Genomic DNA, 21,494 nt, shown 5'->3' on the forward strand with positions numbered 1-21,494 from the left:
GGGCGCTCTAAAAAGCCATCTGCGCGTACGGGAACTCAGGCTAGCCTGGCCGGGTGACCGTGCCTACCGGACCAAAGATCGAATTGCACGTCCACCTGGAGGGCACCGTCCGCCCGGCGACCTTGTTGGAGATGGCGCGGCGCAACGGCGAGCCGCTGCCAGCAACCACGGTCGAGGAGCTCACCAAGCTCTACCGGTTCCGGGACTTCGATCATTTTATCGAGATCTGGATCCTCACCACGCACGTGATGCGCACCGCCGAGGACTTCCGCCAGGTCGTCGTCGACTATGCGGCCGAGGCCTGCGCGCACGGCGCGGTGTACATCGAGGGGATCTTCTCGCCATGGTTCCGGGTCCAGCGCGGGATCTCCTGGGAGGAGATCTTCAACGGCTACGCCGACGGGGTGGCCGAGGCCCGTGAACGGTTCGGCGTGGACATGCGCCTGACCCCGGACGTCGACCGCATCCTGCCGCCGGATGCGGCCTGTGAGATAGCGCGCCAGGCGGTCCGGTTCCGTGACCGGGGGATCGTCGGGCTGGGCCTTGGCGGGCCGGAGGCCGGCCATCCGCCCGAGCCGTATGCGCGGGCGTTCGCCATCGCCGCCGACGGTGGGCTCGCGGCTGTCCCACACGCGGGTGAGACCAGCGGGCCGGAATCGATCAGAGGCGCTGTCGAGGCCCTGGGCGCCCACCGCATCCGCCACGGCATCCGAGCGGTGGACGATCCTGGTCTCATGGCCGAGCTCGCTGGCCGGGGCATCGTCCTGGACGTCTGCCCGGTGTCCAACCTGCGGACGCGGTCGGTGGCCGAACTTGCCGCGCATCCCCTGCCCACGCTCCTGGCCGCCGGTGTCCGCTGCTCGCTGGCGACCGATGACCCAGCCATGTTCGGCACCGACCTCGGCCGAGAGCACGTGGTCGCCGCCGCGTTGGGCGCCCGCGCCCGTGACCTTTACGAGGCAGGGGCTGCCGGGGCGCTGTGCGACCCGGCGACGCGGGAACGGCTGGCGGCGATCGGTGCCGGCACCGACTGGGAGGCGGTCCAGGCCGCGCTGGCCACGGCGGCAGGAGCTGATCAGCTGGCCGTGGGCATGGCCGCGGCTGGTCGCCCGGCCGCGTTCGGCACCGGGACGGTGCCACGATGAGCCCTCGTCCGAGAGCGGGCACAGCGGCCGGTCGGCCTGGGCTGGAGAAGCGGCCGGACGAGGTCGCGGCGATGTTCGACGGTGTCGCGCGCCGTTACGACATCACCAACACGGTGCTGTCCGCGGGCCGGGACAGCAGCTGGCGCATGGCGACCGCCGACGCGCTCGACCTGCGCCCGGGACTGCGGGTGCTGGACCTCGCGGCCGGCACCGCCACGTCCGCCCAGGCCTTCGCCTCCCGCGGAGCCATGGTCGTGGCCTGTGATTTCTCCCTGGGCATGTTGAGAGTCGGCCGACAGCGCCTCCGGCGCCGGCCTGGCACGGCCGTCGGCGGCACTGTCGCGCTGGTCGCCGGGGACGGGCTCGCGCTGCCGTTCCCGGACGCGTCCTTCGACCGGGTGACGATCTCGTTCGGCCTGCGCAATGTCGTCGATGTGGATGCCTGCCTCGCGGAGCTGGCGCGGGTGACCCGGCCGGGCGGGCGCCTGGTGGTCTGCGAGTTCAGCCGGCCCACCTGGGCGCCGTGGCGCACGGTCTACCTGGAGTACCTGATGCGGGCGCTGCCCGGGCTCGCCCGTGCGGTCAGCAGCAGCCCGGCTTCCTACGTCTACCTGGCTGAGTCGATCCGCGCCTGGCCGGACCAGCCGGCGCTGGCCACCCGTATCGCCGGAGCCGGCTGGACGGGGGTTGGCTGGCGCAATCTCACCGGCGGCATCGTGGCGTTACACCGCGCCGTCCGCCCGCCCGGCACTGGCGCCCGCGACCACACGATACGTCCTGTCCGGTCTCTGTCCTGCCTGTGAGCTGGCACATCATCCCTACCTGACCGTACGGCCACGCTGATCCAGCTATCGGGTTCCCGGCCCTCGCCCGCTGGTCCGCGCGACGCGGGGCAGGTCCGCGATCCCGGCACCTGTGCCAACCGCGGGCGCAGGGCCTAGACTCGCCGTTGCGCTCGTGAAAACGTTCACGAGCGGCGGAAGTATGGCGAGTGGGAACACCCCGGCGATCCGGAGCGGTGCGTGATCATGACAGCGGTCCAGGCCGAGCATGCCGATGTCATCGTTGTCGGCGCCGGACCAGGCGGATCGGCGGCCGCGTATCACCTGGCCCGTACCGGGCTTGATGTCGTCCTCCTGGAGAAGACGAGTTTCCCGCGGGAAAAGGTCTGCGGTGACGGGCTCACGCCGCGAGCCGTCCGCAGCCTGATCGAGATGGGCATCGACACCGGGACTGATCCGGACCGGGACGCTTTGGACCGGGACGTTTTGGGCGGGGACGGCGTTCGGGCGGGCTCTGGATGGGCACGAAACCGCGGCCTGCGGATCATCAGCGGCCGGGCGCGGCTCGAGCTGCCCTGGCCCGAGCTTGCCAGCTGGCCGGACTACGGCCTCGTCCGTCCCCGGCGCGACTTCGACGAACTGCTCGCCCGGCATGCGCAGGGCGCGGGGGCCAGGCTGCGGGAGCGGACCGCGGTCACCGGCCCGGTCCTCGACGAGCGCACGGGCCGGGTCATCGGCGTGAGCGCGAAGGCCGGCCGCGGCGGGGAACCGGTCGAGTTCCGCGCTCCGCTGGTGATCGCCGCTGACGGCAACAGCGCGCGGATGGCCCTGTCGCTCGGCATCGGCCGCCGCGAGGACCGTCCGCTCGGGGTCGCCGTACGCCGGTACTATCGCAGCCCCCGTACCCACGACGACTTCCTGGAATCCCATCTGGAGCTGTGGGAGGGCGCACCGGGAGCCTCCCGCCTGCTTCCGGGCTACGGCTGGATCTTCGGTATTGGGGACGGGACAAGCAATGTCGGGCTCGGGATCCTGAACACCACCAGCGCCTTCCAGAACACCGACTACAAGGATCTGCTCCGGCGCTGGCTCGGCGGCCTCCCGCCGGAGTGGGGCTACACCGAGGAGAACGCGACCGGCCCGGTACGCGGCGGCGCGCTGCCGATGGCTTTCAACCGCACGCCGCACTATCGCGACGGCCTCATGCTCGTCGGGGACGCGGGCGGTGCGATCAACCCGTTCAACGGTGAGGGAATCGCCTACGCCATGGAGTCCGGGCGCCTCGCCGCCGAGATAGCCGTGCAGGCGCTGGCCCGCGCGGGGGGAGCGGCACGGGAACGGGCGTTACAGGCATACCCGCATGTCCTCCAGCAGCGATACGGCGGCTATTACACCCTTGGCCGGATGTTCGTCCAGTTGATCGGGAACCCGGCCGTGATGCGGACGGCAACCCGGTACGGGCTGCCTCGACCGACGCTCATGCGCTTCACCCTGAAGCTGCTGGCGAATCTCACCGACCCGCGGGGAGGTGATGCGCTGGATCGTTTGATCAACGCGATGTCCACGCTCGCACCCGCGACCTAGGTCGACGAGTATGCGATCATGGTTTTCTCCGTAGGCTCGGCGGCGCCGAAGGCTGTCGGCGGCCAACGAGTTCGCGCGATTATGGTTGTTTCGCGCAATCGGCGGCCCCGGGGCCGCCAGCGGGTCGAAACGTGGGTCGGCGGATGCCGCCGGACATCACCTGCCGGTCCGGGGCAAACCGGTGTGAACCTTCGGATCGGATGTCGCGTAGGCTCCCTGGCGCGATCCGATCAGCTAGCCCCGGGTCGCTTGGAAATGATCGTCAACCGCGCACCGCCACTGCCACATTCCGCACGAGACCTGCAGAGAGGAGCTCGGCATGCTGTCGAATTACGTGCCGATCCTCGTACTTTTAGTAATCGCGGCAGCGTTCGCGATCGGATCTGTGATCATGGGGTCGCTGGTCGGCCCGAAGCGGTACAACCGCGCCAAGCTCGACGCCTATGAGTGCGGAATCGAGCCGTCGCCCGAGCCGGCCGGCCCGCACCGGTTCCCGGTGAAGTTCTACCTGACCGCGATGTTGTTCATCGTTTTTGACATCGAGATCATTTTCCTGTACCCGTGGGCGGTCGCCTTCGGGAGCCTGGGGATCTTCGGGCTGGTCGAGATGGTGTTGTTCATCGCCACCGTGTTCGTCGCCTACGCGTACGTGTGGCGGCGTGGAGGCCTCGAATGGGACTAGAAGAGAAGCTGCCGGGCGGCCTGCTGCTCACGACCGTCGAGAAGATGGCGAACTGGTCGCGGCGGTCCTCCCTGTGGCCGGCGACTTTCGGGCTGGCATGCTGCGCCATCGAGATGATGTCGACTGGCGCGGGCCGCTACGATCTCGCCCGGTTCGGCATGGAGGTGTTCCGGGCCAGCCCGCGCCAGGCTGACCTTATGATCGTCGCGGGCCGGGTCAGTCAGAAGATGGCCCCGGTGCTGCGCCAGATCTATGACCAGATGCCCGAGCCCAAGTGGGTGCTCTCGATGGGCGTATGCGCGAGCAGCGGCGGGATGTTCAACAACTACGCCATCGTGCAGGGTGTGGACCACATCGTCCCGGTGGACATGTACCTGCCGGGCTGTCCGCCGCGGCCGGAGATGCTCATGGACGCGATCCTGAAGCTGCACGAGAAGATTCTCACCGGCACGGTGACAGGCAAGCTCGAATACACGAAGATCGGCGAGTCGCCCTACCCGAAGCCGATCGAGGTGGCTACCGCACGGGCCGGTCTGCCGGCCGGGGCGCTGGAAACCAGTACACTGTCGGTCAACGACCGTAAGCGGTTCCGCCTTCCCGCCGGTGCCCCGGTGCCGACCGGAGCCGGCGCGGTCGAGCCGTCGCTTGACACCCGTCGGCCCGCTTCGATCGCGCCCGGCTCGGTGTTCGGCCGGATGAAGCGCCCCGTGCCCGGCGCGAAGCCGGCTGGCGAGGCCCGTCCGACCGGCGGGCCGCGTTCGCCCGCTGGCGGTGCGATCGGTGACAGCCTGGGTGCGGCGCCGGCCGCCGGGGCCGTAGCGGATCACGGGGACGAGACATGAGCGGGATCCCGGCGGGTTCGGGCGAAGCGCGGGGCACGTCGGCGAAGCCCGCCGCGCGGGGGGCACTGGCGGAGGCGCCGGGCAGCGAGGGATCGCGTCGGCGTGACGCCTTCGGCGCGTCCGGTTCCGGCGACACCTCCGGTTTCGGTGGTCTCGTCGAGAACCTGCCGGCTCCGGCCTCGACCGCACGGCCCTTCGGCGATCCTGATGCCGACACGGTCTACGACGCCCTGGAGCGCTCTTTCCCGCAGCTCACCGAGGCACTCGAGCGAGTGGTCGTCGAGCGTGGGGAGCTGACACTGCATGTGCGGCGGGATTACCTGCTCGCGGTCGCGCGGACACTGCGGGACGATCCGGGCCTGCGCTTCGAGCTGCTGTGCGGGGTCTCCGGCGTGGACTACCCCGACGACTCGACCGGCCGGCGGCTGCACGCCGTCTACCACCTGCTGTCGATGACCTGGCGCCGCCGCGTCCGGGTCGAGGTCGCTCTTGCCGACGATGACCCGGTCGTCCCGAGTGTCATGGGCGTCTGGCCCACCGCGGACTGGCACGAGCGGGAGACCTACGACTTCTTCGGCATAGTCTTCTCCGGTCGCGACAGCCTCACCAGAATCATGATGCCGGACGACTGGACCGGTCACCCACAGCGCAAGGACTATCCGCTTGGCGGCGTGCCCGTCGACTACAAGGGCGCCCAGGTGCCGGCGCCCGACGCGCGGCGGAGCTACTCGTGATCGTCCGTATCTCCCCGCGCCGTGGGCTTCACCCGCGCCGTCCCACCCTGCGCCGTCCCACCGCGCGCTGTCCTTACCAACGAGGTTCGTTATGACCACCCATGCCGCCGAGACGTCCAGCGCATCCAGCGCATCCAGCGCATCCAGTACGTCCAACACATTCGCCAGACCACCGGCCGACGATGTCCCCGCGGATGTCCCCGCTGGCGTTCCCGCGGCGGCCTACGAGGCCGGCTTCACCGAATCGGCGAGCGGACGGGTCTACACCGTTACCGGCGGTGACTGGGAGCAGGTGCTCGGCGCTGGCGAGGACTACACCGAGCGCCTCACCGTCAACATGGGCCCGCAGCACCCGTCCACCCACGGGGTGCTGCGTCTCGTCCTGGAGATCGAGGGCGAGACGGTCGTCCAGACCCGGGTCGTGATCGGTTACCTGCACACCGGGATCGAGAAGAGCTGTGAGTTCCGTACCTGGACGCAGGCGGTCACCTTCCTCACCCGGGCGGACTACCTCTCGCCGCTGTACAACGAGACGGCCTACTGCCTGGCCGTGGAGAAACTGCTCGGTGTCACCGAGGAGATCCCCGAGCGGGCGACCGTCATCCGCGTGCTGGTGATGGAACTCCAGCGGATCGCCTCCCATCTGGTGTGGCTTGCCACCGGGGCGATGGAGATCGGTGCTACCACAGGGATGATTTTCGGTTTCCGGGAGCGCGAGAAGATCCTGGATCTCCTGGAGACGATCACCGGTCTGCGGATGAACCACGCTTACATCCGGCCCGGCGGACTGGCCCAGGACCTTCCCGACGGGGTCGAACGCGACATCCGGGACTTCCTCGACGACATGCCGAAGCGGATCAGGGAGTATCACGCCCTGCTGTCCGGGCAGCCGATCTGGAAGGGCCGCATGGTCGATGTCAATTACATCGACGCGGCCAGCTGCATCGCGCTCGGCGTGACCGGGCCGGTGCTGCGCGCGGCCGGGCTGGCCTGGGACCTGCGCAAGACCATGCCGTACTGCGGTTATGAGACCTACGACTTTGATGTCCCCACCTCGCTGGATGCCGACTCCTACGCCCGCTACCTCGTGCGGCTGGAGGAGATGGGCGAGTCGCTGAAGATCATTGAACAGTGTCTGGCCCGATTGCGGCCCGGCCCGGTGATGATTGCCGACAAGAAGATCGCCTGGCCGGCGCAGTTGTCCATCGGCGCTGACGGGATGGGTAATTCACTTGATCATATTCGTAAGATCATGGGTACGTCGATGGAAGCTCTGATCCACCACTTCAAGCTGGTCACCGAGGGCTTTCGGGTCCCGGCCGGGCAGGTGTACACAGCGGTGGAGTCGCCCCGCGGTGAGCTGGGGTACCACGTGGTCAGCGACGGCGGTACCAGGCCGTACCGCGTCCATGTCCGTGATCCAAGTTTTGTCAACCTACAGGCGGTCCCGGCGATGACCGAGGGCGGCCAGGTCGCGGACGTGATCGTCGGTGTGGCGTCGCTCGACCCGGTGCTCGGGGGAGTTGATCGCTGATGCCGATGACCGAACAGACTCGCGCCGCCGCGCGGGACATCATCGCCCGGTACCCGCAGGGCCGTTCCCGCTCGGCCCTGCTGCCCATGCTGCATCTCGTACAGGCAGAGGACGGCTGTGTCACGGCCGAGGGGATCGAGTTCTGCGCTACCGAACTCGGTATCACCCAGGCCGAGGTCAGCGCGGTCGCGACCTTCTACACGATGTACAAGCGCCAGCCGGCCGGCGACTGGCTGGTGTCGGTCTGCACGAACCTGTCGTGCGCGCTGCTCGGCGGCGAGGACGTCTACGCCCGGCTCTCCCGGCATCTCGGCGTCGGCCACGATCAGACGACGCCGGACGGCGCGATCACCTTGGAGCATGCGGAGTGCCTGGCGGCCTGCGACTACGCACCGGTAATGACCGTGAACTACGAGTTTTTCGACCAGGTGGACCAGGATTCCGCCGTTGAGATCGTGGACGCGCTCCAACGCGGCGAACGCCCGGTGCCGACCCGCGGCGCGCCGTTGTGCACGTTTGTCGAGGCGTCCCGGCAGCTGGCTGGTTTCCACGACCCGCGCCCCGGTGCGGTGGCCGGGCCGGGGGTGGGCGAACCATCCGTCGCGGGTCTCCTGACCGCGGATGCCGCGGACGCGGGCACGCCGGCCGGCACCGCGGCCGGTGCCGCCAGGCGGACCCACACCGTGCCGACCGACCATCCGACGAAGGGGAGCTGACCATGCCGGTCACCCCGGTCCTCACCGGACGCTGGAACACTCCGGAGTCCTGGACGCTCGCCACCTACGAACGCACCGACGGTTACCAGGCGCTGCGCCAGGCGCTGGAGATGGGTCCGGACGGCATCATCGGGCTTGTCAAGGACTCCGGTCTGCGGGGCCGCGGTGGCGCCGGCTTCCCCACGGGCATGAAGTGGAGCTTCATCCCGCAGGGGGACGGCAAACCGCACTACCTGGTCATCAACGCGGACGAAGGCGAGCCAGGCACCTGCAAGGACGCGCCGCTGATGATGGCCGACCCGCATTCGCTGATCGAAGGCATCATCATCGCCTCCTTCGCGGTGCGGGCGAACCACGCCTTCATCTACCTGCGCGGGGAACTGGTGCACTGCGGGCGCCGGCTGCGGGCCGCGGTCGCCGAGGCCTATCACGCCGGCTACCTCGGCGCAGACATCCTCGGCAGTGGGTTCAGCCTGGACCTGGTCGTCCATTCCGGCGCCGGTGCCTACATCTGCGGCGAGGAGACCGCGCTGCTCGACTCCCTGGAGGGCCGCCGCGGCCAGCCTCGGCTGCGCCCACCCTTCCCGGCGACGCACGGGCTGTACGCATCGCCGACGGTGGTCAACAACGTCGAGACCATCGCCAGCGTCCCGTACATCGTCCGGCGCGGGGTCGAGTGGTTCCGATCGATGGGCCGAGAGCGTTCTCCCGGGCCGAAGATCTACAGCCTGTCCGGGCACGTGACCCGTCCGGGCCAGTACGAGGCACCGATGGGAACCACCCTCGCCGAGCTGTTGGAGATGGCCGGTGGCATCCGCGGGGGGCGGCGGCTGAAGGCCTGGACGCCTGGCGGATCCTCGACACCGATGCTCACCGCCGATCATCTCGACGTCCCACTGGACTTCGAAGGCGTTGCCGAAGCCGGTTCGCTGCTTGGCACGGCCGCCATTATGATCATGGATGAGACCGTCGACATGCTCAGGGTCGTCCGGCGTCTCACCCAGTTCTACGCGCACGAGTCGTGTGGCAAGTGCACGCCGTGCCGGGAGGGGACGCCGTGGATGGTGGGCATCCTGTCCAGGCTTGAACGCGGTGAAGGCGACGTAACGGACGTTGATACCCTTCTTGACGCCTGTGACAACATCTTCGGCCGGGCTTTCTGTGCCCTTGCCGACGGCGCGACCTCGCCGATCGTCTCGGGAATCACGTTCTTCCGGGACGAGTTCCTCCGGGCCGTGCCCACCGGGTCCGCGCCGGGCCATGCCGGTACCAGCGCGCTGGCCACCGAATCTGCCGTTACCGAATCCGCCGCCACCGACAGCGTCGCCGGTTCGCCGGACGCCCTCGCGAGAGCTCACTGATCACTATGACAACCGTGTCGACGAGCAGCGCCTCGCAGCCCCCGGTCGTGCCCACACCGCCGGATCTTGTCACCCTGACCATCGACGGCCAGCCGGTCAGCGTTCCCAAGGGAACTTTGATCATCCGTGCGGCCGAGCTCCTCGGGATCGAGATCCCGCGGTTCTGCGACCATCCGCTGCTGGACCCCGTCGGGGCCTGCCGACAGTGCATCGTCGAGGTCGAGGGGCAGCGCAAGCCGGTCGCCTCCTGCACGACGACCGTGTCGGCCGACATGGTCGTGCGCACCCAGCTCACCTCGCCCGTCGCTACCAAGGCGCAGGCGGGAACGCTGGAGTTCCTGCTGCTCAACCATCCGCTGGATTGCCCGGTCTGTGACAAGGGCGGTGAGTGCCCGTTGCAGAACCAGGCCATGGCCAACGGCAAGGCCGTCTCCCGGTTCAAGGAACCCAAGCGGACGTACCCGAAGCCGCTGGCCATCTCCACCGAGATCCTGCTCGACCGGGAGCGCTGCGTGCTGTGCGCGCGCTGTACCCGGTTCTCCGCGCAGATCGCCGGTGACCCGTTCATCGAGCTGTTCGAGCGGGGCTCGGACGAGCAGGTGGCGGTCGCGGAAGGTGAGCCGTTCCATTCGTACTTCGCCGGCAACACCGTGCAGATCTGCCCGGTGGGGGCGCTCACCAGCGCGGCCTACCGCTTCCGCGCACGGCCGTTCGACCTGGTCTCCACCCCGACCACCTGTGAGCACTGCGCCGACGGATGCGCGCTGCGGACCGACCACCGCCGCGGCAAGGTGATGCGCCGGCTCGCCGCTGAGGACCCGGCCGTCAACGAGGAGTGGAACTGCGACAAGGGCCGGTTCGCCTTCGCCTACGCCAGCGCCGCTGACCGGCTGCGCACGCCGTTGGTCCGGGACGACTCCACCGGCGAGCTCGTCGAGGCCTCCTGGACCGAGGCGCTCGCGTTCGCGGCCCGCGGGCTCGCGGAATGCCGGGACCGTCATGGCGTCGGCGTCCTGGCCGGCGGCCGGCTGACCCGCGAGGACGCCTATGCCTACGCCAAGTTTGCCCGGCTTGTCCTGCGCACCAACGACGTGGACTTCCGTACCCGGCCGCACTCGGCGGAGGAGGAGGAGTTCCTGGCCCACGCCGTTGCCGGTACCGGCATCGGGGTGACCCACGCGGACCTCGAGCGCGCACCCGCCGTGCTGCTGGTCTGCCTGGAGCCCGAGGACGAGGCGCCGATCATCTTCCTGCGGCTGCGCAAGGCCGCGGCCAAGCGGGGGACGGCGGTCTTCGCGCTGGCGCCGTTGGCCAGCCGGGGGCTGGCCAAGATGGCGGGGACGCTGCTGCCCGTCACCCCCGGCGGGGAAGCGGCGCTGCTGTCGAGCCTGGCGGCCGGGGACGCGGCAGCCGGTCGCGCGCTGCGAGCGCCCGGGGCCGTCATTCTGGTGGGGGAGCGGGCCGCGCAGGCACCCGGCACCTTCACCGCGGTCCTCCGGCTCGCGGAGGCGACCGGCGCGCGCCTGGCGTGGGTACCGCGCCGCGCCGGTGAACGTGGCGCCCTCGCCGCGGGCGTGCTGCCCTCGTTGCTGCCGGGTGGCCGCCCGGTCGCGGACGCGGTGGCACGCGCCGAGGTCGGGACCGTCTGGGGCGGGGCCGTCCCGGCGCGGCCGGGCCGCGACACCGCGGCCATCCTGGCCGCCGCGGCTGCCGGTGAGCTCGATGGGCTCGTCATCGCCGGGATGGACGTCGACGACCTGCCGGATCCGGCCGTGGCGCTGGAGACGATCGCCTCGGTGCCGTTCTGCGTGTCGCTGGAGGTTCGCCGGTCCGCGGTGGCTGAGGCCGCCGACGTTGTTCTGCCGGTCGCGCCGGTGGCGGAGAAGGCGGGGTCGTTCGTCAACTGGGAGGGACGCCTGCGCGCGTTCCAACGGGCCCTGGAGACTCCGGCCCTCGCCGACCTGCGGGTGTTGGACATGCTTGCCGCCCATCTCGGGGTGGCGCTGGGCGTCGCGGACCCCGGCGCGGCCGCCCGCGAGCTCAGCAGGATCGGCCGTGCCGGTGCCGAGGTTCAGCGGGCGCCGGCACCGGCGGTCACACCACCGGTGCCACCTGAGCCGCCCGCCGGTCAAGCCGTCCTGGCCAGCTGGCACCAGCTGATCGACGACGGCCGGATGCAGGACGGCGAGCCCTATCTCGCGGGGACGGCCCGTCCGCCGAAGGCCAGACTGTCCGCGGCGAGCGCCGGTGAGATCGGAGCGGTCGACGGTGATCTGGTCACGGTCGCCAGCGACCGTGGGACGATCACCCTGCCCCTGGCGGTCGCGGTCATGCCCGACTGGGTGGTGTGGGTCCCGACGTATTCACCGGGATCACACCTCCATCGCTGCCTGGCACCCCGCGCGGGCGAGCTGGTACGGGTCGGCGTGGCTGCCCGCACCCCGGCGAACGGCCGCGATCAGGCCCGCGCGCTGGCCACAGCCCAGGCCGGTCCCGCCGCCGTGGACGCCGCCGCTGGCCAGACCTCGAAGGGCCGGTCATGAGCTATCCATCCTCGTTCGGGGCACCCGCGGTTCCGCCGCTGGCCGCCGCCGGAGATCCGGATCTGTCGGTCTTCGGTGGCGACCCGCTCTGGCTGATCCTCCTCAAGGCTGTCGCGGTGTTTGCCTTCCTTCTGCTGATGACGCTTTTCGCGATCGTGTTCGAGCGCAAGGTGGTCGCTCGGATGCAGCAGCGTGTCGGCCCGAACCGGCACGGGCCCAAGGGCTGGCTGCAGAGCCTTGCCGACGGCGTGAAGCTGATGCTCAAAGAGGACATCATCCCGGTTCTCGCGGACCGGCCGGTCTTCATCCTCGCGCCTGTCGTCTCAGCGATCCCCGCCTTCCTCGCCTTCTCGGTGATCCCGTTCGGGCCGGAAGTCTCCATCTTCGGTCACCACACCGCACTGCAGCTCGCGGATCTGCCGGTCGCGGTGCTGTTCGTGCTGTCCGCGTCGTCGCTGGGCGTGTACGGGCTCATTCTCTCCGGCTGGGCGAGCGGGTCGACCTACCCGTTGCTGGGTTCCCTGCGGTCGGCAGCACAGATCATCTCCTACGAGGTCGCGATGGGGCTGTCGTTCGTCGCGGTCTTCCTCAACTCGGGGACGCTGTCGACATCGGGCATCGTCGCTGGCCAGCGCCACTGGTGGAACGTGGTGCTGGTGCCGTCCTTCATCATCTACTGCATCGCGATGGTCGGCGAGACCAACCGGACGCCGTTCGACCTCCCCGAAGCCGAAGGCGAGCTGGTCGGCGGCTTCCACACCGAGTACAGCTCGATCAAGTTCGCCTTCTTCTTCCTTGCCGAGTACATCAACACGGTCACCGTGTCGGCGGTGGCGACGACGCTGTTCCTCGGCGGGTGGCAGCCGCCGCCGATCCCGTACTTCTCGCACTTCGACACCGGCTGGTTCCCGGTGATCTGGTTCGTGCTGAAACTACTGGCCTTCCTGTTCCTTTTCATCTGGCTGCGCGGCACCCTGCCCAGGTTGCGTTACGACCAGTTCATGGCGTTCGGCTGGAAAGTCCTGATTCCGGTCGGGCTTGTCTGGCTGCTCGCCGTGGCGACGTTCAAGGTATATCGAGAGAATGTCACCGACCGGACGCCGTGGCTGATCGGCTTCGGGATCGCGGTGGGAATTCTTTTGATCATCACGCTGGTCGACCCCGGCGCTCGCAAGCACGCCGAGCGTCTCGAGGCCGCTGAACGGGAGCGCACGCGCAACGCCCCCAGCCTGGACAGGATTCCGTGGCCGCCACCGCAGCCGTCGTCGAAGTCACCGTCGCCGCCGTACGGCCCCGGCCCGAATCGCCCATCTTCCGTCATCGTCGCGGGTGGACCGCGTCAGGAGAGCTGAGCCATGGGGATCCTCGACCCCTACAAGGGTTTCGGCGTCACCTTCTCGACCATGTTCAAGAAGCCGACGACCGAGCAGTATCCGGAGGAGAAGAAGGCGACCGCGCCCCGCTTCCACGGCCGGCACCAGCTCAACCGCCATCCTGACGGGCTGGAGAAGTGCGTCGGGTGTGAACTGTGCGCCTGGGCGTGCCCGGCGGACGCGATCTACGTCGAAGGCGCCGACAACACCGACGCGAAACGCTATTCCCCGGGGGAACGGTACGGGCGTGTCTACCAGATCAACTATCTGCGCTGCATCCTGTGCGGCCTGTGTATAGAGGCGTGCCCGACCAGAGCGCTGACCATGACAAACGACTACGAGCTCGCCGACGACAGCCGCACTGACCTCATCTTCACCAAGGAACAGCTGCTCGCCCCGCTGCGGGAGGGGATGACGGCGCCGCCGCATCCGATGTTTCTTGGCGAGAGCGAAACGGACTACTACCGGTTTGACCCGAACCGTTCGGGTCCGTTCGACGCCTCCGGGGCCACGGTCGCGGACTTCACGGCCGAGGGCGGCGCGGGCTCCGGGTCACCCGACCTGGACGCGGTGCCCGGCGGGGATCCGGAGCTGGTCCGATGAACGCCGCGATCCTGGTCCAGGCGGCGGGTGAGTTCACCCGGACGTCCGGCGGTGAAGCCGCGACATTCTGGGTCCTCGCCCCGGTCGCGGTTCTCGCCGCGCTCGGTATGGTGCTCGCCCGCAGCGCCGTTCACGGCGCGCTGCTGCTGGTCGTGAACCTTTTTTGCCTGGCCGTGTTCTATCTGCTACAGGACGCGCCGTTCCTCGGTTTCGTACAGATCATCGTGTACACCGGGGCAATCATGGTGCTGTTCCTGTTCGTGCTCATGCTTGTCGGAGTGGACTCCGCGGACTCGCTCGTGGAGACCCTGCGGGGCCAGCGGATGGCGGCGATCGTCCTCGGGGCCGGGTTTGCCGGGCTCCTGGTGTTCCCGATTGGTGGTGTGATCAGTGGGACGAAAGCCGCTGGGCTTGCTGCCGCCAACAACGGCGGCAACATCCAGGCGATCGCCCGTCTGCTGTTCACCGACTACGTGTTCGCTTTTGAGATCGTGTCCGCGCTGCTGATCATTGCGGCGGTCGGCGCGATGATACTCGCTCATCGTGAGCGGGCCGGTGGCAAAGTCACGCAGAAGGAGATGCTGCGGCGGCGTTTCGCCGCTGGCGGCCCCATCACCCCGGTGCCGGGACCAGGCGTGTACGCGAGGCCCCAGGCCGCCGATACGACGCCAGCGCTTCCGCCCGCTTCTGACGATTCCGGTGATTCCGGTGATTCCGCTGGCGGGGACGCGGACAGCCCGCATCCGGTCGGGGCCGGAAAGGGGGCAGCGCGATGAATCCCGCGAACTATCTGGTTCTGTCCGCGCTGTTGTTCACGATCGGTGCGGTGGGCGTCCTGCTACGCCGCAACGCCATTGTCGTGTTCATGTGCGTCGAGCTGATGCTCAACGCGGCGAACCTGACCCTGGTCACGTTCTCCAGGATCAACGGAACGTTGGACGGCCAGATCATCGCCTTCTTCGTGATGGTCGTCGCCGCCGCGGAGGTGGTCATCGGCCTGGCAGTCATTCTCACGATTTTCCGGACCCGCCGCTCCGCCTCGGTGGACGACGTGAATCTGCTCAAGTACTAGGGCGTGTCTGATGGATGTTGGTCGATGCGGACGATGATCCAGAAGGTCTCCAGCCCGCCGATCGACGGCCGTGGTGCCGGGCGCGGCGGCGAAGTGGCGGCTGGAATTCCGGTTACGGCAGAACGGACGATGAGCGCAGTGACGCATATACATCTTGGCCATGCATCCAGTGCCGATGGGCAGAGTGCCGACGCATCCGGCGGCCGTGCCGATGGTAACGAGGTACGCCATGCCGCATGAGCCGCACTACGCCTCCGCCACTGGCATCTTCTCGGTGATGTGGCTGTTGCTGGTGCTGCCGCTGGCGGGGGCGGCGATCCTGCTGCTGGGTGGGCGCCGTACCAACCGCTGGGGCCATCTGCTGGGTACCGCGACCGCCGCCACGAGCTTTGTCGTGGCTTTGGTGTTGTTCTTCGCGTTGCTGGGGCGCGGCGGCGACGACCGGGCGGTCTCGCAGCACCTGTTCTCCTGGATCCCGGTCAACAGCTTCCAGGTGGACGCTGGACTGCTGTTCGATCAGCTGTCCGCGCTCTTCGTCCTGTTGATCACTGGCGTGGGGACACTCATCCACGTCTACTCGATCGGTTACATGGCGCACGATCCGGCCCGGCGGAAGTTCTTCGCCTACATGAACCTGTTCCTGGCGTCGATGTTGCTGCTTGTGCTCGGTGACAACTTCCTCGTCCTCTATGCCGGCTGGGAGCTGGTCGGTCTTTCGTCCTATCTGCTGATCAAGTTCTGGGAGGACAGACCGGCCGCGGCGACCGCCGCGAACAAGGCCTTCTATATGAACCGGGTGGGCGATGTCGGGCTGGCCCTGGCCGTCATGTTCATGTTCGCGACGGTCGGCAGCACGAACTTCGACACGGTGTTCGGCGCGGCGGCCGCGGGTGTGATCGGTTACGGGACACTGACCGCGATCGCCCTGCTGCTCCTGTTGGGCGCCTGCGGGAAGTCCGGCCAGTTCCCGTTGCAGGCATGGCTGCCGGACGCGATGGAGGGCCCGACCCCGATCTCCGCGCTCATCCACGCGGCCACGATGGTGACGGCCGGGGTGTATCTCATCGCCCGAGCCAATCCGATCTTCACGGAAACCCAGGCGGCCCGAACCGTGGTCGTGATCATCGGTGCCGGCACCATCCTGATCGGCTGCGTCATCGGCTGCGCCTACGATGACATCAAGAAGGTGCTCGCCTATTCGACGGTGAGCCAGATCGGTTACATGTTCCTGGCTGTCGGTCTCGGTCCGGCGGGCTACGCGCTCGGCATCATGCACCTGCTCGCGCACGGCTTCTTCAAGGCGGGGCTGTTCCTCGGCGCTGGCTCGGTGATCCATGCCATGAACGACGAGCAGGACATGCGAAAATACGGTGCCCTCTGGCGGCTGATGCCGGTCACCTGGGCCACCTTCGGCATCTGCTACCTCGCAATCATCGGGTTTCCACCGCTGTCCGGCTTCTTCACCAAGGACAAGATTATTGAAGCTGCCTTCGACAAGGGCGGAACCAGCGGATACCTGTTGGGATCGGCCGCGTTGCTCGGCGCGGGGATAACCGCCTTCTACATGACACGGCTGTTTCTCATGACCTTCCACGGCGAGCGCCGCTGGTCGGACAAGGGGCCGCGGGCGGTACACCCGCATGAGTCCCCGAGGGTGATGACCGGCCCGATGGTCCCGCTCGCGATCGGAGCGGCGGTCGCCGGTGGGCTGTTCGTGCTCGGTGGTTCCGTGCAGAACTGGCTGGCGCCGGTCGTCGGCGAGAGCGCGGAGGAGGGCGTGCACACCATGTCCCCGGTGGTTCTCACGGCACTCACCCTGCTTGTCGCCGCCGGTGGCTTCGCTGGCGCGTACCTGCGCTATCAGCTCCGTCCGGTCGAGGTCGTGGCCCCGCCCGACGCGGAGGTGGGCCTGGTGACCGTTGCCGCGCGGCACGATCTCTATGCGAACACCTTCAACGAAGCCGTGTTCATGCGTCCAGGTCAGTACGCCACCCGGTTCCTGGTCTGGCTGGACACCGTCGGGGTGGACGGTGCGGTCCGCGGCAGCGCCGCGGCGGTCGGCGGCCTGTCCGGGCGGCTGCGCCGGACCCAGACCGGATTCGTCCGCTCCTACGCGCTGTCGATGTTGGGAGGTGCCGTTCTCGTGGTCGGCGCGCTGTACCTGGTAAAGGTTGGCTGACGTGAACAGCTTTCCCTGGCTGACGACCCTGCTGATCATTCCTGTCGTGGCGGCCGTTGTCGTGCTGGCCGTCCCGCGGCGGTTCACCACGCTGGCCAAGCAGATCACGCTGGTTGTCACACTTGTGGAGTTCGGGCTGGCGCTGTTGGCCACCATCGCGTATGAGCCGTCCCGGGCCGGCTTTCAGTTTGCCCAGAAGTACTCCTGGATCAGACAGTTCGGGGTTTCCTACTCGGTGGGCGCCGATGGCATCTCGCTGGTTCTCATCCTGCTCGCGACGCTCCTGGTGCCGGTTGTCGTCCTGGCTTCCTGGGACGAGGTGACAGGCCCCGCGCCGGCCGCTGCCGCCAGCGCCGTCAGTGCCGCCGATCCGGGCGGGGCGGCTGCCGGCCCGGCTGCCGGTGTTGTGAGCAGGCGCAGTGTTCCCGCCTTCTTCGCGCTTCTGCTCGTTCTCGAAGCGGGGATGGTCGGCGTGTTCGCGGCGACCGATGTTTTCCTGTTCTACGTCTTCTTCGAGGCCATGCTGATCCCGATGTACTTCCTGATCGGGAGCTATGGAGCGGTGAAGGAGCAGGCGCAGCGTTCCTACGCCGCGGTGAAGTTCCTGCTGTACAGCCTGTTCGGCGGACTGTTGATGCTCGCCGCCGTGATCGGCCTGTATGTGGTCTCGGCCGATCAGCTGGGAACCGGCACATTCGATTTTGCCACCCTTCGTCAACTTGACATCACTCCGGGCGTCCAGAAGCTATTGTTCCTTGGCTTCTTCATCGCGTTCGCCATCAAGGCGCCGCTGTTCCCCTTCCATACCTGGCTTCCCGACGCTGGCGCGCAGTCGCCGACCGGCGGCGCGATCCTGCTGGTGGGGGTCTTGGACAAGGTGGGTACCTTCGGGCTGATCCGGTACTGCATCCCACTGTTCCCGAAGGCCTCGTCCTACTTCGCGCCCATGGTGCTCGCCCTCGCGGTGATCGGGATCTTCTACGGCGCGCTGCTGGCCATCGGACAGCGGGACATGAAACGCCTGGTTGCCTACACCTCCTTGGCGCACTTCGGCTTCATCGCCATGGGAACCTTCGCGTTGACGTCGCAGGGTGGGACGGGCGCGGTGTTGTACATGGTCAATCACGGTCTGTCCACGGGTCTGCTGTTCCTCGTGGTCGGCTTCCTGGTGGCCCGGCGTGGCAGCCGGGATGTCAGCGCCTATGGCGGGATGGCGCGGGTGACGCCGGTCCTGGCGGGGGTCTTCCTGATCGCGGGCCTGTCGTCGCTGGCGCTGCCCGGTCTGAACAGCTTCGTCAGCGAGTTTTTGGTGCTGGTCGGAACGTTCACGCGCTACCGGGCGCTGGCGATCGTGGCCACCTGCGGCATCGTGTTGGCCGCCGTCTACATCCTGTATCTCTACCAGCGGACCATGACCGGTCCGTTGGTCGGTGAGCAGGCTCGGGGGGTACTCGATCTCAGCCTTCGAGAGAAGATCGTTGTTGCTCCGGTAGTCGTTTTGATCATCGCCCTTGGTGTCTACCCGAAGCCCCTTATCAACATCATCCGCCCGACCGTCACGGCGACGTTCGAAGACGCCGGGCACACCGATCCGGCACCCACCATCCCCGTGAACGCAAGTCAGGCCGGAGGCCATTCGTGAGCGCTCCACCAACCGCCGTCCTGGCCCAGGACGCGCTGGCCCAGAGCATCCAGGGGACGATCGACGTCCCGCCGATCCAGTACGCGGCGTTGAGCCCGATCATCATCGTGTTCAGTGTGGCGCTGGCGGCTGTCCTCATCGACGCGTTCGCGTCGGCGAGGACACGCCGGCTCCTCCAGCCGCCGCTGGCAGCCGTTGGCTTCGCGGTGGCGTTCGTCGCGGTCGTGTTGCTGCACGGCCGGCGGCAGATCCTCGCGGCGGGCGCGGTGGCCATCGACAGCCCCACGTTGTTCCTGGAAGGCGCCATCCTGCTGTTCGCCTTCCTCGCGGTGCTGCTTGTCGCTGAGCGGCGGCTGGACTCCTCCGGAGGCGCGATCGTGGCCTCTGCCGCGGTTACCCCCGGTTCACCGGGCGCGGCCGCCGCGCGGACTTCCGCCGGTGTGCAGACCGAGGTATACGCGTTGATGGCCTTCTCGGTGGCCGGGATGCTGCTGTTCGTCTCCGCCAACACGCTTCTGGTCATGTTTGTGGCGCTGGAGATCCTGTCTCTGCCGCTCTACCTGCTCGCCGGCCTCGCCCGTCGGCGGCGGCTGTTGTCCCAGGAAGCCGCGATGAAGTACTTCCTGCTCGGGGCGTTCTCCTCGGCCTTCTTCATCTACGGCCTCGCCTTCCTCTACGGCTATGCCGGCAGTGTCGATCTCGGCCGGATAGCCGATGCCGCGGGTACGGCCACCGCGAACGACACCTACCTGTACCTGGGCATGGCTCTTCTCGGTATCGGGCTCTTTTTCAAGATTGGTGCGGTGCCGTTCCACTCGTGGACCCCGGACGTCTACCAGGGCTCACCAACACCGATCACCGCGTTCATGGCCGCGGGGACGAAGGTGGCGGCATTCGGGGCGTTGCTGCGGGTTTTCTACGTGGCCTTCGGTGGACTGCGCTGGGACTGGCGTCCCACGGTCTGGACGATCGCCATCATGACCATGGTCGTCGGTGCGGTGTTGGCACTGACTCAGCGTGACATCAAGCGGATGCTGGCCTACTCGGCGATTGCGCACGCCGGCTTCCTGCTCACCGGTCTCGCCGCGGCGAACAGCGACGGGCTGCGCGGGTCCCTGTTCTATCTGGTCGCCTACGGTTTCACCACGATAGCCGCGTTCGGCCTCATCACCATGGTCAGGACCGCGGATGGTGAGGCGAGCGATCTGTCCCAGTGGCAGGGGCTGGGGCGGCGCTCTCCGGTCCTCGCGGGGATTTTCGCCTTTCTCCTGCTTGCTCTTGCGGGTATCCCACTGACCAGCGGGTTCACCGGAAAGTTCGCTGTCTTCCAGGCCGCCGTCGCTGGGAACGCGACACCGCTTGTGGTGGTTGCCCTGGTGACGAGCGCGATCGCGGCCTTCTTCTACGTTCGGGTGATCGTGTTGATGTTCTTCCAGGAACCGGTGATGGATGGCCCGATAGTCGTCACCCGGCCAACGCTGACCTACGCCGCCGTCGGTGTTGGCGCGATCATGACGCTGCTGCTGGGAGTCGCGCCACAGCCCCTGCTCGACCTTGCCGGTACCGCGGCCACCTCCGGCTTCGTACGCTGACGAACATATGAGTGCAACCGGGCTGGATCTCACGGGGATCAGGACAGATCCTGATCTTGGATATGCTGTTCGCCTTGGGCTTGACAAGGTCGAACGGATGCTGCGCACGGCCATCCACAGTGACGTGCCCTTCGTCACCGAGACGTCACGGCATCTGGTGGATGCCGGTGGCAAACGGTTCCGACCAATGCTCGTGCTGCTGGCGGCCCACTTTGCCGACCCCGACGCCGTAGGCGTCGTCCCGGCCGCGGTGGCGATCGAGCTCACTCACCTGTCGACCCTCTACCACGATGACGTCATGGACGAAGCTCCGTTGCGGCGGGGATCGGCATCGGCGAACGTCCGCTGGACCAACACGATCGCCATCCTGACCGGTGATTTTCTGTTTGCCCGTGCCTCTGACATCACCGCTGATCTGGGCCCCGCGGCCACCCGTATCCTGGCGCGCACGATCGCGACGCTGTGCGAGGGGCAGATCCGGGAAACGGTCGGCCCGGCCGAGGGACAGGATCCTGTTGATCACTATCTGCGTGTGATCACAGAGAAGACCGCGTCGCTGATTGCGACGTCGGGTCGGCTCGGCGCCATGCTCGCTGGCTCCGATGCTTTCACCGCGGACACCCTTGCCGCGTTCGGTGAACGGTTCGGAGTGGCCTTCCAGCTTTCCGATGATCTGATCGACGTGGCCTCGGACGAATCGGCCTCGGGCAAGACGCCCGGCACCGATCTGCGCGAGGGCATCCCCACGCTGCCGGTGCTTTATGCGCTACAGGAGGGCGATGCCGCCGCGGCCAGGCTGCGCGATCTGATCGGGGACGGGTTCACCGCGGAGGGGGCCCTCGCGGAGGCGTTGGATCTGCTGCGTGGCCATCCAGCTATGCGGCGGGCTCGTGCCGAGGTAATCCGTTGGGCGAGCGATGCGCGTGACTGCCTGGCCTCGTTGGAGAAGGGCCCGGCCAGGGCCGCGCTGGAGGCGCTTGCCGACTATGTGGTGGATCGCACCGGATGATCACGGTGGTTGCGGTTTCCGGCACACCGCGGAAAGCGGGTGGGACCATTGAGAACGGCCGCCCACTCGGGCTGAGAGGCGAGATCCGAGTAAGAGCGACC

At 68.0% G+C, this 21,494-nt stretch carries 18 protein-coding genes; all 18 read left to right on the plus strand.

Going from position 1 to position 21,494, the window contains the following annotated elements; genetic code table 11:
• The first annotated feature begins 59 nt into the window (after positions 1–59).
• The 18 genes from add to MJ797_RS06025 all read left to right on the plus strand — a co-directional run bounded on the left by add (position 60) and on the right by MJ797_RS06025 (position 21,393).
• Positions 60–1,145 carry an adenosine deaminase gene (gene add / locus MJ797_RS05940; protein WP_239332753.1) on the plus strand — a complete coding sequence of 362 codons (1,086 nt, stop codon included), beginning with the start codon at positions 60–62 and terminating at the stop codon, positions 1,143–1,145.
• Entirely contained in the window at positions 1,142–1,948 is an 807-nt protein-coding gene (locus tag MJ797_RS05945; RefSeq protein ID WP_239332646.1) for a demethylmenaquinone methyltransferase, read from the plus strand. Before add ends, MJ797_RS05945 begins: the two co-directional genes overlap by 4 nt.
• 225 nt (positions 1,949–2,173) lie before the next feature.
• On the plus strand, positions 2,174–3,511 hold the full coding sequence (locus tag MJ797_RS05950; protein WP_239332648.1) for a geranylgeranyl reductase family protein: 1,338 nt from the start codon (positions 2,174–2,176) through the stop codon (positions 3,509–3,511).
• A 322-nt stretch (positions 3,512–3,833) separates the two neighbouring features.
• Positions 3,834–4,193, plus strand: a complete 360-nt coding sequence (locus tag MJ797_RS05955; protein ID WP_239308493.1) for an NADH-quinone oxidoreductase subunit A — start codon at positions 3,834–3,836, stop codon at positions 4,191–4,193.
• Positions 4,184–5,035: an NADH-quinone oxidoreductase subunit B family protein gene (locus MJ797_RS27410; protein WP_374581543.1), complete on the plus strand. Its 852-nt coding sequence runs from the start codon at positions 4,184–4,186 to the stop codon at positions 5,033–5,035. The genes MJ797_RS05955 and MJ797_RS27410 overlap by 10 nt, the downstream gene beginning before the upstream one ends.
• Positions 5,032–5,769 (plus strand): NADH-quinone oxidoreductase subunit C, encoded by a 738-nt coding sequence (locus MJ797_RS05965; RefSeq protein ID WP_239332650.1) that lies wholly within the window; start codon positions 5,032–5,034, stop codon positions 5,767–5,769. Before MJ797_RS27410 ends, MJ797_RS05965 begins: the two co-directional genes overlap by 4 nt.
• 91 nt (positions 5,770–5,860) lie before the next feature.
• The gene (locus tag MJ797_RS05970) at positions 5,861–7,303 is read left to right on the plus strand and encodes an NADH-quinone oxidoreductase subunit D (RefSeq protein ID WP_239332652.1); all 1,443 of its coding nucleotides are present in this window, start codon (positions 5,861–5,863) and stop codon (positions 7,301–7,303) included.
• Positions 7,303–8,019, plus strand: coding sequence for an NADH-quinone oxidoreductase subunit NuoE (nuoE, locus tag MJ797_RS05975; RefSeq protein ID WP_239332654.1), 717 nt, complete (start codon positions 7,303–7,305; stop codon positions 8,017–8,019). The genes MJ797_RS05970 and nuoE overlap by 1 nt, the downstream gene beginning before the upstream one ends.
• Before the next feature lie 2 nt (positions 8,020–8,021).
• A complete protein-coding gene (gene nuoF / locus MJ797_RS05980) occupies positions 8,022–9,380 on the plus strand; it encodes an NADH-quinone oxidoreductase subunit NuoF (RefSeq protein ID WP_239332656.1) in 1,359 nt (452 codons plus the stop codon).
• Between the two features lie 5 nt (positions 9,381–9,385).
• Positions 9,386–11,923: an NADH-quinone oxidoreductase subunit G gene (locus MJ797_RS05985; RefSeq protein ID WP_239332658.1), complete on the plus strand. Its 2,538-nt coding sequence runs from the start codon at positions 9,386–9,388 to the stop codon at positions 11,921–11,923.
• A complete protein-coding gene (gene nuoH / locus MJ797_RS05990; protein WP_239308474.1) occupies positions 11,920–13,275 on the plus strand; it encodes an NADH-quinone oxidoreductase subunit NuoH in 1,356 nt (451 codons plus the stop codon). The genes MJ797_RS05985 and nuoH overlap by 4 nt, the downstream gene beginning before the upstream one ends.
• 3 nt (positions 13,276–13,278) lie before the next feature.
• Positions 13,279–13,899, plus strand: a complete 621-nt coding sequence (nuoI, locus tag MJ797_RS05995; RefSeq protein ID WP_239332660.1) for an NADH-quinone oxidoreductase subunit NuoI — start codon at positions 13,279–13,281, stop codon at positions 13,897–13,899.
• On the plus strand, positions 13,896–14,675 hold the full coding sequence (locus MJ797_RS06000) for an NADH-quinone oxidoreductase subunit J (protein WP_239332662.1): 780 nt from the start codon (positions 13,896–13,898) through the stop codon (positions 14,673–14,675). Before nuoI ends, MJ797_RS06000 begins: the two co-directional genes overlap by 4 nt.
• The gene (gene nuoK, locus MJ797_RS06005) at positions 14,672–14,971 is read left to right on the plus strand and encodes an NADH-quinone oxidoreductase subunit NuoK (protein ID WP_239332664.1); all 300 of its coding nucleotides are present in this window, start codon (positions 14,672–14,674) and stop codon (positions 14,969–14,971) included. The genes MJ797_RS06000 and nuoK overlap by 4 nt, the downstream gene beginning before the upstream one ends.
• Before the next feature lie 229 nt (positions 14,972–15,200).
• Positions 15,201–17,150, plus strand: a complete 1,950-nt coding sequence (gene nuoL, locus MJ797_RS06010; protein WP_239332666.1) for an NADH-quinone oxidoreductase subunit L — start codon at positions 15,201–15,203, stop codon at positions 17,148–17,150.
• A gap of 1 nt (position 17,151) precedes the next feature.
• Complete coding sequence (locus MJ797_RS06015) at positions 17,152–18,792, plus strand: NADH-quinone oxidoreductase subunit M (RefSeq protein WP_239332668.1); 1,641 nt, start codon at positions 17,152–17,154, stop codon at positions 18,790–18,792.
• A gap of 20 nt (positions 18,793–18,812) precedes the next feature.
• Positions 18,813–20,384: an NADH-quinone oxidoreductase subunit NuoN gene (gene nuoN / locus MJ797_RS06020; protein ID WP_239332755.1), complete on the plus strand. Its 1,572-nt coding sequence runs from the start codon at positions 18,813–18,815 to the stop codon at positions 20,382–20,384.
• A gap of 7 nt (positions 20,385–20,391) precedes the next feature.
• On the plus strand, positions 20,392–21,393 hold the full coding sequence (locus MJ797_RS06025; RefSeq protein WP_239332670.1) for a polyprenyl synthetase family protein: 1,002 nt from the start codon (positions 20,392–20,394) through the stop codon (positions 21,391–21,393).
• Positions 21,394–21,494 lie beyond the last annotated feature (101 nt).

The sequence above is a fragment of the Protofrankia sp. CiP3 genome (genome assembly GCF_917627345.1).
Lineage (GTDB): Bacteria > Actinomycetota > Actinomycetes > Frankiales > Frankiaceae > Protofrankia.

What these genes read in the sequence shown, in the direction of transcription:
- MJ797_RS05945 (WP_239332646.1), top strand. Translation starts at nt 1,142, where the DNA reads ATGAGCCCTCGTCCGAGAGCGGGCACAGCGGCCGGTCGGCCTGGGCTG.
- MJ797_RS05950 (WP_239332648.1), top strand. Translation starts at nt 2,174, where the DNA reads ATGACAGCGGTCCAGGCCGAGCATGCCGATGTCATCGTTGTCGGCGCC.
- MJ797_RS27410 (WP_374581543.1), top strand. Translation starts at nt 4,184, where the DNA reads ATGGGACTAGAAGAGAAGCTGCCGGGCGGCCTGCTGCTCACGACCGTC.
- MJ797_RS05965 (WP_239332650.1), top strand. Translation starts at nt 5,032, where the DNA reads ATGAGCGGGATCCCGGCGGGTTCGGGCGAAGCGCGGGGCACGTCGGCG.
- MJ797_RS05970 (WP_239332652.1), top strand. Translation starts at nt 5,861, where the DNA reads ATGACCACCCATGCCGCCGAGACGTCCAGCGCATCCAGCGCATCCAGC.
- nuoE (WP_239332654.1), top strand. Translation starts at nt 7,303, where the DNA reads ATGCCGATGACCGAACAGACTCGCGCCGCCGCGCGGGACATCATCGCC.
- nuoF (WP_239332656.1), top strand. Translation starts at nt 8,022, where the DNA reads ATGCCGGTCACCCCGGTCCTCACCGGACGCTGGAACACTCCGGAGTCC.
- MJ797_RS05985 (WP_239332658.1), top strand. Translation starts at nt 9,386, where the DNA reads ATGACAACCGTGTCGACGAGCAGCGCCTCGCAGCCCCCGGTCGTGCCC.
- nuoH (WP_239308474.1), top strand. Translation starts at nt 11,920, where the DNA reads ATGAGCTATCCATCCTCGTTCGGGGCACCCGCGGTTCCGCCGCTGGCC.
- nuoI (WP_239332660.1), top strand. Translation starts at nt 13,279, where the DNA reads ATGGGGATCCTCGACCCCTACAAGGGTTTCGGCGTCACCTTCTCGACC.
- MJ797_RS06000 (WP_239332662.1), top strand. Translation starts at nt 13,896, where the DNA reads ATGAACGCCGCGATCCTGGTCCAGGCGGCGGGTGAGTTCACCCGGACG.
- nuoK (WP_239332664.1), top strand. Translation starts at nt 14,672, where the DNA reads ATGAATCCCGCGAACTATCTGGTTCTGTCCGCGCTGTTGTTCACGATC.
- nuoL (WP_239332666.1), top strand. Translation starts at nt 15,201, where the DNA reads ATGCCGCATGAGCCGCACTACGCCTCCGCCACTGGCATCTTCTCGGTG.
- MJ797_RS06025 (WP_239332670.1), top strand. Translation starts at nt 20,392, where the DNA reads ATGAGTGCAACCGGGCTGGATCTCACGGGGATCAGGACAGATCCTGAT.